This window comes from Chelatococcus reniformis (assembly GCF_014640075.1).
GTDB lineage: Bacteria > Pseudomonadota > Alphaproteobacteria > Rhizobiales > Beijerinckiaceae > Camelimonas > Camelimonas reniformis.
Genome location: NZ_BMGG01000005.1, coordinates 1 through 13937, shown reverse-complemented (window position 1 = coordinate 13937; position 13937 = coordinate 1). Strand labels below are relative to the sequence as shown.

The 13937-nt window shown below is 65.3% G+C and carries 8 protein-coding genes and 1 pseudogene; 7 read left to right on the top strand and 2 right to left on the bottom strand.

Annotation, left to right across the window (positions count from 1 at the left end; all coding sequences use genetic code 11):
• Nucleotides 1-122: 122 nt before the first annotated feature.
• A complete protein-coding gene (locus tag IEW34_RS13875; RefSeq protein WP_188609815.1) occupies nucleotides 123-2174 on the top strand; it encodes a Hint domain-containing protein in 2052 nt (683 codons plus the stop codon).
• An 18-nt stretch (nucleotides 2175-2192) separates the two neighbouring features.
• Here the strand turns inward: IEW34_RS13875 and ilvD are convergent, their stop codons facing one another.
• Entirely contained in the window at nucleotides 2193-4031 is a 1839-nt protein-coding gene (gene ilvD / locus IEW34_RS13870) for a dihydroxy-acid dehydratase (RefSeq protein WP_188609814.1), read from the bottom strand.
• Between the two features lie 826 nt (nucleotides 4032-4857).
• Here ilvD and IEW34_RS13865 point away from each other — a divergent pair.
• The 4 genes from IEW34_RS13865 (at nucleotide 4858) to IEW34_RS13850 (ending at nucleotide 9483) form a co-directional block, all read left to right on the top strand.
• On the top strand, nucleotides 4858-5454 hold the full coding sequence (locus IEW34_RS13865) for a response regulator transcription factor (protein ID WP_210324503.1): 597 nt from the start codon (nucleotides 4858-4860) through the stop codon (nucleotides 5452-5454).
• An 883-nt stretch (nucleotides 5455-6337) separates the two neighbouring features.
• Nucleotides 6338-6601, top strand: a complete 264-nt coding sequence (locus IEW34_RS13860) for a hypothetical protein (protein WP_188609812.1) — start codon at nucleotides 6338-6340, stop codon at nucleotides 6599-6601.
• 628 nt (nucleotides 6602-7229) lie between these two features.
• A complete protein-coding gene (locus tag IEW34_RS13855; protein WP_188609811.1) occupies nucleotides 7230-7601 on the top strand; it encodes a VanZ family protein in 372 nt (123 codons plus the stop codon).
• Nucleotides 7602-8067: 466 nt separating this feature from the next.
• Complete coding sequence (locus IEW34_RS13850; protein WP_188609810.1) at nucleotides 8068-9483, top strand: mannose-1-phosphate guanylyltransferase/mannose-6-phosphate isomerase; 1416 nt, start codon at nucleotides 8068-8070, stop codon at nucleotides 9481-9483.
• A gap of 478 nt (nucleotides 9484-9961) precedes the next feature.
• On the opposite strand, the gene IEW34_RS13845 is transcribed toward IEW34_RS13850, so the two are convergent.
• Complete coding sequence (locus tag IEW34_RS13845) at nucleotides 9962-10711, bottom strand: LuxR C-terminal-related transcriptional regulator (protein WP_188609809.1); 750 nt, start codon at nucleotides 10709-10711, stop codon at nucleotides 9962-9964.
• Nucleotides 10712-11387: 676 nt separating this feature from the next.
• On the opposite strand from IEW34_RS13845, the gene IEW34_RS13840 reads away from it, so the two are divergent.
• Both IEW34_RS13840 and IEW34_RS30280 read left to right on the top strand, forming a co-directional pair.
• Entirely contained in the window at nucleotides 11388-13169 is a 1782-nt protein-coding gene (locus IEW34_RS13840; RefSeq protein ID WP_188609808.1) for an AAA family ATPase, read from the top strand.
• 579 nt (nucleotides 13170-13748) lie between these two features.
• Nucleotides 13749-13937 (top strand): annotated as a pseudogene (locus IEW34_RS30280) (hypothetical protein); the annotation flags it as partial.

Below are 13937 nucleotides of genomic sequence, written 5' to 3'. Positions count from 1 at the left end.
AACGTCGTCCACCCGTCACTGGTGTCTGTCGAGCATCCCTGTCACTGGAACTTCGCGGACCACCCGCCTAATAGCAACGGGCGCGCGCCCGCGAGCGGGCGGCATGGGAAGGCGGTCGGAGGATGACTGACAAGGCCTGGATTGGTGACGATGCCGGCAACGGCGATTGGAGCAACGCGGCAAACTGGGATCCTCCGGGGGTGCCGGGCGCCGCGGACGCGGTGTTCATCAACGGCGGTCGGCCAACGATCGCCGGCGACGTCGGTGCCGTCGCGTCTCTCTCGCTCTCGGCGCAGCTGGCGCTCGACGGTGGCGTCATCCAGGTCTCGGGCACGTTCGCCAACGCTGGCGCGCTGACACTCGCCAATAGCTCGAACCTAGGGTGCGCCCAGTTCGACAACGTCGGCGCCGTGACTATCGGGAACGGCTCCACGCTCTATTCGGGCAACGTGAATAACGGGGGGCCCATCGAGATCGACGCCGGCGGCGTGCTCTACGCGGATGGAGGCTACAGCAGTCTCGGCTCCATCGACGTGCGCGCTGGCGGACTGCTGCAGTTCGAGGATCTGCCGCTCGCGTTGGCGGAGCTCACCAGCGGCGACATCGCCAACAATGGGACGATCGCCATCGGCGTGGGCGTGCGGCTCGATCTCGCCGACCCGATCGCCAACCAGACCCTCGACCTGGCGAGCGTCGGAAGTCTCACCGTCAACGGCGGGACGATCGCCAATGGCACCATCGTCGACGACGGCACCACGGCGCTCACCCTCCAGGGCGCCACGTTCGAGGCCATGACCTACCGGGGGGAACTCGATATCGGCTTCGGCAGCCTCACGGTGGTCGGTGGCCTCACCGTCCACGACGAGGCCGGCGTCGGTCCGGGCACGCTCAACGTCGACGGTGGCTCGATCGTCATCGACGGCCAGACTCTCGACGGTATGACCATCAACCTGTTCAACGCCGGGCTGTTCGCGCTCAATGCCCCCGCAGTGCTCGCCGCCGGCGTTGTGCTCAGCATTCCGACCGACGCCGGCTCCTTCCTCGCCGGCGAATTCATCAGCCACGGGCAGATCGACGTCCTTGCCGGCAGCTTGCTGTCGTTCGAGACGCTCGACAACGAGGGCGAGGTGCTGGTCGGCGCCGGCGCGACCCTCACCGGCAACGCCTTGGTCAACGACGGCAGCATCACCGTCGCAAACGCCAGTCTCTCGTTGAGCGGCGACCTCGGCGGCGGCGGCACCCTCACCCTCGCCGGCGCGGCGACGGTGACCCTCAACGGGGGGACGGCGAGCGAGCAGACGGTGGCGCTGATCGACGGCGAGCTGCGCCTGCTGACGCCCAGCGCCTTCGAAGGGCTGATCGACGATTTCAACGATGCCGACGATGCCATCGACCTGCTCGGCGTGCCCTTCGATGCCGGCGACACCGTCACGCTGCTCTCGGGCAACCTGCTGGAGATCACCCAGACCGCCGGCGAGGGCGGCGGCGTCATCACCCTGCGGCTGAGCCCCTCGGAAGATTACAGCCGCGCGACCTTCCTCCTTGCCGACGACGGCGAGGGCGGCACGGACATCACGGTCGCCGTGTGCTTTTGTGCCGGCACTGGCATCGCCACGCCCGACGGGGAGCGCCCCGTGGAGACGCTGGCTGCCGGCGACCTGGTGACGACGGCGGCGGGCGTGGCGAGGCCCATCCGCTGGATCGGCCGGCAGACGGTAGCGCCGGCCTTCGCTGATCCCATGCGCCAATCCCCGATCCGCATCTCGGCCGGCGCCCTGGATGAGCGCATGCCGGTGCGTGATCTTTACGTCTCGCCTGAACACGCCCTATTGGTCGACGGCGTGCTGGCGCAGGCCGGTGCGCTGGTCAACGGCACCACCGTGCGGCGCATGCCGCGGCCGACCGAGCCGTTCATCTACTATCACATCGAGCTCGATGACCACGCGTTGGTCTTGGCCGACGGAACGCCGGCCGAGACATTCGTCGACAACGTCACGCGCCGCCGCTTCGACAACCATGCGGAGTACGAGGCGCTGTTCGGCCCCCCACAGCCACGCATCCCCGAGATGGAGCTGCCACGCGCCAAATCGGCGCGGCAGCTTCCGCGGGCCGTGCGCGAGCGGCTCGGCCGGCGTGCGGAGGCGCTCGGCCTTTGGCGACGGGCGGCCGCCTGACCGCCCATCCTCGACCCGTCAGTCGTCCCCGAGCTCCAGCACGGCGCCCTTGGCGGCGCTGGTGGCGAAGGCGGCGTAGCGGCGCAGCGCCTTGGTCACGTTGCGCTTGCGCGGCTCGGCGGGCTTCCAGCCCCTGGCCTCCTGCTCGGCGCGCCGAGCGGCCAGCTCCGCGTCGCCCACCGCGAGATTGATCGTTCGATTGGGAATGTCGATCTCGACGACGTCGCCTTCGCGCACCAGCCCGATGGCGCCGCCCTCCGCCGCCTCGGGCGACGCGTGGCCGATGGAAAGACCCGAGGTGCCGCCCGAGAAGCGTCCATCCGTCAGCAGCGCACAGGCTTTGCCGAGCGCCCGCGATTTCAGGTAGCTGGTCGGATACAGCATCTCCTGCATGCCGGGACCGCCGCGGGGGCCTTCATAGCGGATGACGACGACATCGCCCGCCTTGACCACGCCACCCAGGATGCCCTTGACCGCCGCGTCCTGGCTCTCGAACACCCTGGCCGGCCCGGAAAATTTCAGGATGCTCTCGTCGACGCCGGCGGTCTTCACCACGCAGCCGTCGAGGGCGATGTTGCCCTTCAGGACGGCCAGGCCCCCATCCTTCGAAAAGGGGTGCTGAGCGTCGCGGATGACGCCGGTCTCACGATCGAGGTCGAGATCGTCCCAGCGCCGGTTCTGGCTGAACGCCACCTGGGTCGGCACGCCGCCCGGCGCCGCCAGGAAGAAGTCGCGCACCTTCGGCGACGTGGTGCGCGAGATGTCCCAGTGCTCGATGGCCTGCCCGATCGTAGCCGTATGCACGGTCGGCAGCTCCCGGTGGATGAGGCCGGCCTTATCGAGTTGGCCGAGGATGGCCATGATGCCGCCGGCGCGGTGGACGTCCTCCATGTGCACGTCGCTCTTGGCGGGGGCCACCTTGCAGAGCACCGGCACGCGCCGCGACAGCGCGTCGATGTCGTCCATGGTGAAGTCGATGCCCCCTTCGTGCGCTGCCGCCAGGATGTGCAGGACCGTGTTGGTCGAGCCGCCCATGGCGATGTCGAGGGCCATGGCGTTCTCGAACGCCTGCTTCGACGCGACCGTCCGCGGCAGGACGGTTTCGTCGTCCTGCTCATACCAACGTCGTGCAAGGTCGACGATGAGGTGACCGGCCTCCACGAAGAGACGCTGGCGATCGGCGTGGGTGGCGAGCGTCGAGCCGTTGCCGGGCAGCGACAAGCCGAGCGCCTCGGTGAGGCAGTTCATCGAATTGGCGGTGAACATGCCGGAGCAGGACCCGCAGGTCGGGCACGCCGAGCGCTCGATGGTCTTGACGTCCTCGTCGGACACCTTGTCGTCGGCCGCGGCGACCATGGCGTCGACCAGGTCCATGGCGTGCGTCTTGCCCGCGAGCACCACCTTGCCGGCCTCCATGGGGCCGCCCGAGACGAACACGGCTGGGATGTTGAGCCGCATCGCCGCCATCAGCATGCCGGGGGTGATCTTGTCGCAGTTGGAGATGCACACCATGGCGTCGGCGCAGTGCGCGTTGACCATGTACTCCACGCTGTCGGCGATCAGTTCACGCGAGGGTAGCGAATACAGCATCCCGTCGTGGCCCATGGCGATGCCGTCGTCGACCGCGATGGTGTTGAACTCCTTGGCGACGCCGCCGGCCGCCTCGATCTCGCGCGCCACCATCTGACCGAGGTCCTTCAGGTGCACGTGGCCCGGCACGAACTGCGTGAAGGAATTGACGACCGCGATGATGGGCTTGCCGAAGTCGGCGTCCGTCATGCCCGTGGCGCGCCAGAGACCGCGGGCGCCGGCCATGTTGCGGCCGTGGGTGGTGGTTCGGGAGCGGTAGGCTGGCATTCGTCCATCCCTGTCGAAGTACGCGTTTACGCGGTCGGCTGCGGCAACGAAGACGCGCGTATACGGATCGCTTCGTTTGACGAGCTAGTACCGAAAACCAGCGCTTCCGTCACGGCCCAAACGCATGCGCGCCGAGCTTGGCGCCCATTCTCAGCGGAAACGGCCACGGACCTATAAATGGGGTCGCCGCCCCTGGCCTGCACGAAAGGATAATCCCGGCCACGGCACGGGCTACGTCAGCCCCGTGCGCCGGCCAGTTCGTCGACCAGCTAGACCCAGGGCTCTCCTGACGATCGGAGCGGCCCGGCAAGTCCGGAAATTCACCAGATCTCAGAGTAAGTTGACTGATCCGGGCACAGAACGACGCTGTCACCCGGCGTCTTGGTCGGAGCCGCGAGCGCCCGCCCGATGCAAGGCGCAGCGGCGCTGGCGCACCTGCGTCATTCGACCGCACATCCATCAACATAGGGAATCCAATTTGCGACGTAGCTGACGAAAGGTAAGGCTGACGAAAACTGGAATGCCCAAGCTGAAACCGATGCAACGATGCTTGCGCTTCGGACCCGCCTGGACTGTCGCACGGACGGCAGCGCCGACCGGCCGAGTATCCGTTTCCGCATAGACAGACGGGCTTTTGCTCGGCGCGTGCCGCGCATGGTTTCCACGGGGGACGAATTTGGGCACCGCAGCTTCGGCAGGCGACCAACGCGAGAGATCGGGCTCGGCCCCCGATGCGGACCCATCGCCAAAGCCGGCCGGCCAGCCCTGCACGGTGTTGATCGAGGACCGAACGTTTTTTCGCGAATGCGTTCTGGCGTCCCTGCGCATGACTGAGGCCGGCCATGACTTTCAGGCTTTCGAGAGCGTGGCCGCGTGGGAGCGGAGCACCGTGTCCGCCCGGACCTCCTTGCTCATCCTGTGGATGTCGGCGCCATACATGCGGCCGGAGCCCGACAACCTCTTCGCCGGCCGCCTGAAGCAGGTGCTGCAGGTTCCGGCGCCGCCCCCAGTGGTGGTGATGTCCGACCACGAGGGCGCCGACAGTGTCGCCCAGGTCATGAACAGCGGCGCCCGCGCCTTCCTGCCCACGAGCATGGGCGTGGAGCTGACGGCCAAGATTTTGGCCATCGTGCGGGCCGGCGGCAGCTTCGTCCCCGCGAGCACCCTGGTGGCCATGGCGAATGGCGTCGGCGCGCCATGCGCCTCCGAACTGATGACGCTGCTCTCGCCGCGCCAGCTGGCCGTGGCGCGGGCTATGGGGAAGGGGCTGCCGAACAAGGTGATCGCCGACGAATTGGCGATGAGCGAGAGCACCGTCAAGGTTCACGTCAGGACGATCATGCGCAAGCTTAAGGCCCGCAACCGGACCGAAGTTGCCGTCCTCACGCGGGAGCTCGACGCCGGTATCCTGCGGCGGCGCTGACACGCCCGGGCCGGCTCTAACCGCGCTCGGTCGAGCGCACGCGATGCCGCCTAGCTCCGGCCGATCCCAAGCTCCCGATCCCGATATGGCTTGCGATCGCGTTTGCGTCGGGCTACGAAGCGACAAATGCGAGAATGAGGCTCGTGGTCCCGGCTCGTCCCAGGCGGTGCGAGACCGGATGCTCTCGCGAACCAGGAGGAGGCGGACGCCAGCGGAGGAGCTTGGAACAAGCGCCGCTATGAACTCCGGTGTCGAACCGTTCAAGCAACGGAAATCACCATGAGTTTCATGGCACAAGGTGCTGTCGGCAATCCAGCTCCATCCAGGTAGGCTCGTTCGACCTGCGCGAAAATTGTGCGCTGGCATCCCGCGTGCCGGGTGGCCGTGCCGCTTTCGCGCCTTAGCTAAATCTGTGGATATCGCCGTCGATCGGCTTCATGCAAAGCAACGGCAGTCGACTGCGGCGCAGTTCCCGTCGAAGCTTGATGTGCCGTCGAGCGACGCGAGTATCCGCAGCGACCCGGGAGCAGCGCCGAGGATGCATCTGCAATTGGCCGATACCGGCAGAACTTTGCGCCGGCCTCGATTTACCGATAGATGTGCAAGAACGTCGACGTCATGAGAACGAACGTACCTTCGCGCTCACACACGTCCGTTCCACTTCCGGCGCCTGCACAAGGCCGGTCGGGTTTCCGCTCCCTCCAGGCGCCCGCGTCGCCGAACGCAGGCGGGGACCACTGGGGACTGTTACGAAAAGGATACCGTTGGGGATGTAATGCAGGCATGTGCCGACGGGATGTCGGCACGGTACGGCATGCTTCGCGAGATCCCATCGAGCGGCTTGCCGCGTGCTTCGAGTGAGACATTGGAAGGCGGACAGAACGTGAGCCCCATCTCGAAAAAGATCTACGAAACGTTGGCCCGCAGGCCCCATTGCCTCCGGATCGCAGCTCGCGGCGGAGCGGAATTCGTCGTCCCCACGGACAATATGCGCCTCACCGGGGGCAAGGTATTCTGGGAGGACGACGTGGGCCTTTGGTGCCTGCCGGTGGAGGCGATCACCCGCGTCGTCGGAGATTTCTGGAACGCCGGCCCTCCCGGCACGCTCGTGCCTGCACCCACATACTGGGCGGCTGGTCGCGCCTGAGCTCAGCTGCCCGCGTCCGACGAAGTTGAGGTCGCCGCTCCGGTCCCCGCCCCGGGGCTCTCATGAAAATCGGAAGTTTCGGATGATCTCGCCTACCTCTTTTTGCTTATGGACGAGACGCATTGTCCATAGCTCGCGTGAATTCGATGTAGTTCTAGTTCCAATGGCCCATGTTGAGCGGTTTCCGGGCGCAGCCTAAGCTCACTCAGCCGCTGATTTCGACCCCCAAGTGAACAGCGGTGAGAGCCGGGCGACCGAACCCCCTTCGGTGCCCGGCTCGCCTTTTTCGAGCGCAGATGGAAGTCCTTCAGCATGATCCCCGCACATCGACGCCGCGTTGGACAAGATCACGCACGAGGAAGGGTTCGGGGTGGCGCGGCGTCCGAGCCAATACATCCGTCGTTCACAGCCGGCGCCGCCGCCCTCCTGCCTCGCGCAAGACCATCGGGGCGAGGGAGACGGATGGGAGCAACCGGATGTCGGGTCGAGCTCGAGAGCGCGTCGCTCCGATCGCGCGCAACCCCCTCATCGCAGAGACGCGCTTCAAATTTCATGACTTGCGGCATTTCCTCTCGCTCGGTGTCCTCCATCTGATCGAGACTTGCGCTCGCGCCATTCCGCGGAACCGATGAACACGAGAACTCTTGCACGGTCGGCAGCGTGGCTGTTGCTGCTCGCCATTGTCTTCGTCACCCTGGCCCCGATCCAGCTGCGACCCGTCGTTTCGTCCTCGCCCGCTCTCGAGCGGCTTTGTGCCTTCGGCCTGGTTGGCCTGGCCTTTGGCGTTGCCTACCCGAAGCACCGCCTCATCCTGCTCCTGGGCATCGTGGTGGTGGCCGGTGGCCTCGAGGCAGCACAGAACTTGACGTTCAGCCGCCATGGCCGGCTTCCGGACCTGGAGATCAAGGGGATCGGCGCCCTCATCGGCCTCCTGGCGTCCTGCATTCCGGGCAAATGGCTGCGGCAGCGCCCGACCCGGTCCGGCCGAGCGTCGCTCTGAGCGCGGACTGATCCGCGACCGGGATGCGCTCGTCCGCGGGACCGCGAGGACGGATGCCCAAGGAGGCGTCGGAATTGCCGCTCCATGTGCCGCATCCCATCTTCGTACATCATCCAACCCCATGATCTCTGCCCCATCAAACCTGTCCCGCCCACGAGCGCACCGCGGCGGAGACGTTGATGGGCGCCTCGTGCGAAAGACGTAGTTCTGCGGATCGGAAGGAGTGCGGCGTCGCCGTTCTGGCACCTTGCTCCACTTCTGCGAACTCATACGATGATCAGCTTAAAAGACCACGCGTTGTCGCGGGCGTCGTATCGACGTTTCGGAGATCTGAGCATTCAGCAGATCCGCTGGCTGGGCCGTCAAATCTCGAGACGCCGCTCTCCCATCCGATTGCAGCATTCCGCCCGGCAGGACGGCCGGCTTGAGAATCGCGCAACAGAAAGCACAGGAAGGTGCAGGTAGAATGTCCAGAATTGTTCCGGTCATCTTGTGCGGCGGCGGCGGCAAGCGCCTTTGGCCGATTTCGCGAGGGGCCCTTCCGAAGCAGTTCCTGAAGTTCGACAACGAGCCGAGCCTGTTCCAGCAGACCGTGCTGCGCGTCAGCGACGCGGGCCAATTCTCAAGTCCCGTCATCGTCGCCAACGAAGACTTCCGCTTCATCGTGAGCGAGCAGTTGGAGGAGATCCGCGTCTCCCCTCGCTCCATTCTGCTCGAGCCGGCCAACCGCAACACCGGGCCGGCCCTGGCTGCCGCCGGCATGCACATCGCCGACGAGACGCCGAACGCGAAGATGCTCGTACTCCCGTCCGACCATGTGATGGTCCAGACCGACGCCTTCGCCACGGCGATCGGCACTGCCCTAGCCGGCGGCGGTGACAAACTGGTGGCGTTCGGCATCAAGCCGACCGCGCCCGACACCGGCTATGGCTACATCCAGGCCGGAGCACCGCTGCCCACGGCTGACGGCTTACTGGCTATCAGCTCGTTCGTCGAGAAGCCCGATCTGGCAACCGCCCAGAAATTTCTCGCTCGGCCCGAATACAGCTGGAACTCCGGCATCTACCTGTTTCCGGTGCAGCGGCTCATCGAGGAGCTCGAGCGCTTCGAGCCCGAACTCGTGGCCAAGACCGGCGCTGCGCTGCGGGGCGCCCAGAACGACGGCGACTTCCTGCATCTCGCCAAGATCTTTGGCGAGGCCCCGACCATCTCCATCGACCACGCCGTCATGGAGCGCACTCAGCGCGCCGCCGTGGTGCCGACGAACATGAGCTGGGCCGACGTCGGCTCATGGGAGGCACTGTGGAACGTGTCGCCCAAGGACGAAAACGGAAACGCGGTCTCGGGCGACGCGATCCTGCTGGATTGCAGGAACAACTACGTCCGCTCGACCGGACCGATGGTTGCGCTCCTCAACCTGTCCGATCTCGTTGTCGTGGTCACCGACGATGCGGTCCTGGTGGCTCCGAGGGCGGACAGCCAGCGGGTCAAGGACGTTGTCGACAAGCTCTCCGAGCTCAACCGCGCGCAGAAGGACTATTCGACAATCGTCTATCGTCCCTGGGGACACTACGAGAGCGTGCAGTCGGGCGAGCGCTATCAGGTCAAGCGCATCATGGTGAAGCCGGGCGCCCAGCTATCCCTCCAGAAGCACTTTCACAGGGCCGAGCACTGGGTGGTCGTCAACGGCACAGCCATCGTTACCCGCGACAACGAGGAGATCATCCTGCGCGAGAACGAATCGACTTATCTTCCTCTCGGCTGCGTGCATCGCCTCGCCAATCCCGGCAAGATCCCCCTGACGTTGATCGAAGTGCAGTCCGGCGCCTATCTCGGCGAGGACGATATCGTCAGGTTCGAGGATATCTACAACAGGGTCTGAGGCTCTGCACGACGACCGAACTCCGGTTGGCGACGCTCGTCCTGCGCATGGCGCCGAGCGTCGCGGATACCCCGATCGGTTCGCGCCCACCGAAATGACCGGCTGCGAAGCGATCGGGTGCCTTCCACCCGATGGGAGGCGCTCTGTCGGGCCGCTCTCCACAGCTGAAACTGAAACGGCGGCCTCTCCGATATCCTGGAGGGCCGCCGTTTCAGTTTTCGGTACCGCCAACTGATCCGCTCGGGAATCGACTAGAGCGTTTTCGAGCGAAGTGGACGCTGGTTCTTGTGAAGAAAACGCGAAAAAACTAACAGATAGGGTATTTCCGTGATTCGACAAAACGCGGAAATGCTCTAGATCATGATCCCAGAATGTGAATGGCGACTCTGGACAGGTTCATGCTCTAAACCAGGACTTATGGCGGGATGATTAATATAAGAATCGTCCCGCTCAAGTGAGATGGCTCAACCTGGCAAACTCAGTCTTGGGGGAACAGCCTCTGGGTCAGAAATGCGACCTCGGTGCGGTTCTTGGCCTTGAGCTTCTTCATGATGTTGCGGACATGCACCTTCACGGTGCTCTCGCACATGGCCAGCTCATAGGCGATGATCTTGTTCGGCATGCCCTTCCGCATGGCCCGGGCTACCGCGAGCTGCCGCGGCGAGAACAGCCCGGCGAGATCCGCCGGCGCCGGCACACTGCGCGCACCATCGTTCGACATCGCGGCAAGGCAGGTCGCGGGAATAAACGTTCCCCCGGCGCGCACCAGGTGAAGCGCCTTGACGATCACGTCGAGGCTCAGGCTCGTCGGAAGAAAGGCGCGGGCGCCGCCCGCCATCAACTCGACGATTGCCTCCGGATTCTCCTGATCCGACATCACGGCAAACGGGATTTCGAGCGCCAGTGCCTTCAGCTCCGCCAGTTGCTGCTCCAGCTCGGATGTGGAGCTCAGCTGGTTCGCCCAGAACAGCAAGAGCGAGGTTTGAGCCGACAGTCCGCTGGCCTGCCAGTCCTGGACGTTGTCAAACGTCAGGCAGTCGCTTTCCGCATCGGCCGCCTGAAGCGACGAGGACAGACAGTCGCGCACGAAGTTGCGGCTGTCGATCAGCACTGTGAGGGGCCGGGCGGTCGCACCATATACCGCCGGCTCGCCGAGCGTGGCGACGGGAGCGTCGCTCACATGGCCAAGGTAGACACCCGCTGAGCGCGGCTCGCTATGCACATCCATTCCGGACCTGACCTTTCGAACAGACAGAGCAATGATGCCTCCTTGAACCACGTTGTTTTGGTGTGGGACCAGACCCCTATTAGGGCACAACGACACTCAAAGGGTGTAGCAAGACGCGGCGGCGCCGAACGTATTCAGTCGGCGGCTATATCCCCGATACCTCTTCCGGCGTAGTCTCCACGTCATAGCTCGGTCGTTCGAGGGATGACGCATTGATCGAGACAGGTACGGCATCAGCCCAAAAGGAAGACCCTGAGGCTTATCGGGCGAGGGCGTCGCCAGCGCCGGTTGAAGGCGGCGCGCGCGATCCCTCCGCGGGGCGGGCCGCCAGGTCTGAGCGCGGCGGCGTCTGCACCGGCCGACCGCACGCCCCGAACATATCCGACCTGTCCTGCGGCATGCGCACGTGCATTCGACACGGGGCGGTCCAAGGGCCATCGCCCCCCTTCGTCGGGCGCCCTCAGCCGCGAGCGGCATGGCGAGGCCCTTAGTGTGTAAGTCCTACCAATTTTGGGGACATTTTTGCGGTGCGGAAGCCGGACTACAAGGAAGAACGGCTAGCGCGTCGCGAACACGTTCGCTTTGTGCTGCCGGATATGCGGATGTCCACGCCGGCGAGGTCACAGGTCAGATTATGAGCCTAACAAGGCGCGGCGCGCACCCCGTTGTGCCCACTTTGAGTGGCGAAGCGCGTGCCGATTGGTCGAGCGCAACGATTCCCCCCGACCTGGTCGCGGTGCCGGAGCTGTCGGTCTTCGTTCTGCGCCATATCCTGATCGTGCTCGTTGCCGTCGCGATCAGCGTCGGCGGCGCGTTGGCATACGTGAAGCTCGCGACGCCCACCTATACGGCGCGCACGCAGCTGCTCATCGATCCCAAGTCCTCCCAGCTGACACGCGACGAGGCGCAATCCAGCACGATCGACAGCGCACAGCTCGAAAGCCAAATGGCGGTGCTGCGCTCGGAGCGCATCGCGGTGGCGGTCATCCGGCAGCTGGGGCTGCTCAAGAACCCCGCCTTCGTGAAACCGCAGACGGAAGAGCTTCCGGAGGGCGCGCTCCTGCAGCAAGCCGTCTCGGCGTTCGGCGCCGGTCTCGACGTGCGTCGCTCCGGGCTCTCTTATGTGATCGACCTGACATTCACGTCCCCGGACGCGAAGCTGGCTGCGCAAGTGGCCAATGCCACCGCGGACGCTTACATCCACGACCAGCTGGATTCGCGCGCGACCTCCGCGCGCGTGGGCTCGGAATGGCTCGAGCGCCGGGTTGCTCAGTTGCGCGAGCAGATGAGTACAGCAGCGCTGGCACTTCAGGAATTCAAGGCGGGCCGCGCCTACCGAGGCTATAGGGACGAGCAGAGAGGCGATGCCGGAGCGGACGGGTCCGCGCAGGTTCAGGGGGGGACCAGGGACCGCAATACCCTGGAGGAGCTCGAGAGCACCGCCCAGGCATACAAGAAGATCTACGAAAGCGCCCTGCAGGGGTACGCGGAGGCGGTGCAAAGGCAATCCAACCCGATGGTCGAGACGCGCGTGCTCTCGCCGGCCACCACGCCGCTCAACAAGAGCCATCCGCGAAGCACCCTGATCGTTGCGTTCGGCGTATTGCTCGGCGGCCTGCTGGGCGTTGGTCTGGCGATCCTGAGGGAGAACCTCGACAGCACCATCCGCTCGGTGCGCAGCGCCAAGCAACAGCTTGGGCTGCTGTGCCTTGGCGCCCTACCCCTGATCCGCCGCACGTCCCGCACCCGGTGGTCGGTCCGCCGCTCCTTCGGCCGTCGCCTCGGCGCCCTTCTGGCCCTGCTCAAGCGCCGATACGGCAAGCCGTCGCTCGAGTGCTTCACCGCGACCGACGAGCTCGGCAAGGACCCCTTCCTCCATGCCTTGGCTCAGGTGAGCACGACGCTCGCCGCGACCGAGCGGCGGAGGTCGCTGCGGGCCATCGGCATCACCTCCGCCATCGGTGGCGAGGGAAAGACCACCATCGCCGGGAACCTGGCGTGCCTCCTCGCCGCCTCGGGCGTTCGGGTCCTCGTCATTGACGCGGATCTCGAGCGCTGCGCCATGACCCAGGCCGTGACGACCGCGGGCCAACCCGGCCTGGTGCAGATTCTGCTCGAGGACTGCCCCGTCAGCGAATGCTCCATCCCGGTCCCGCGCACCGGCGTGGAGCTGCTGCCGACGAAGAAGTTCAACTCGGTGATATCCGAAGCGCTGCTCGGTTCCAGCGCGATGATGCGCTGCCTCAGCGAGGCTCTGTCGACGTATGACCTCGTGCTCGTCGATCTGCCGGCGCTGGATCAGAACTCGGGCGCAATTGCCATGGGGCCGCTGCTCGACGGTCTCCTGATCGCCGTGGAGTGGGGGCGCACGCCCGCCCCGCTGGTCATCGATGCGGTCGAGCGGCTGCAGTCGACCGGCAGCCATCTGCTCGGCACGATCCTGAACAAGGCATCGTGACGGCGGGAACGATCAGCGAGGAGCGCTCCGATGGAAGACCTCGCGCCTTCCTCCACGATCCCATTCGAACCGGCGCGCGCGAGGGTAGTCGTTGGCCGCGGAGCGGCGCAGCCGCGATCCCAGCATGGCACCTCTCGCAAGTGCAAACCAGATCGTTCAGTGGCTCGTCCGGCATAGTTTGCGCACCGCAACGGCCATCAGCACTGCAAGTGCAGAATTTCCGGATCGCCTATGCCATCTAGACTTCAAATATGCAGCGGCGACGCCGCCTCCCCTCATGAATAGACCACGAACGTAAGCCGAAGTGAGTATATTTCCGTTCCGACGGACAATGATAGGTTCGATTTGCTGGGTTCGATCGCAAGTTCGAAGCCGGCAAGGTCGAACGCTTAAGCGATCGCAAGCGGAATTCAACCACCAGATGGCGGTCAGGCGACCGGACGCGTTCGCTGCGACTAGCCCTTCGGGAAGATGAGTCTGCCGGCGAGGCGTCGGCCGGGCCGAGCGGCGAGAAAGGTGCACCCTCCCGCTCGGCTTCGCTTTCACGTCGTGGCTGCAACTCAGGGTTATACCATCGCAATGCCCGTCTCTGCTCAGAAATGGACGCAGGCCCTCGATCCGGTCCGCGATCTGCTCCCCTTCGCGATCCCCCGGCCCGAAACCTCGCTTGCGCGCAACAGCTATGCGTATGAGACGCGGCCTTTGGTGAAGCCGACGGGCTTTCGCGAATATGATGCGCGGTGGCTGTTCGAGCGCGAGCTCAACCTG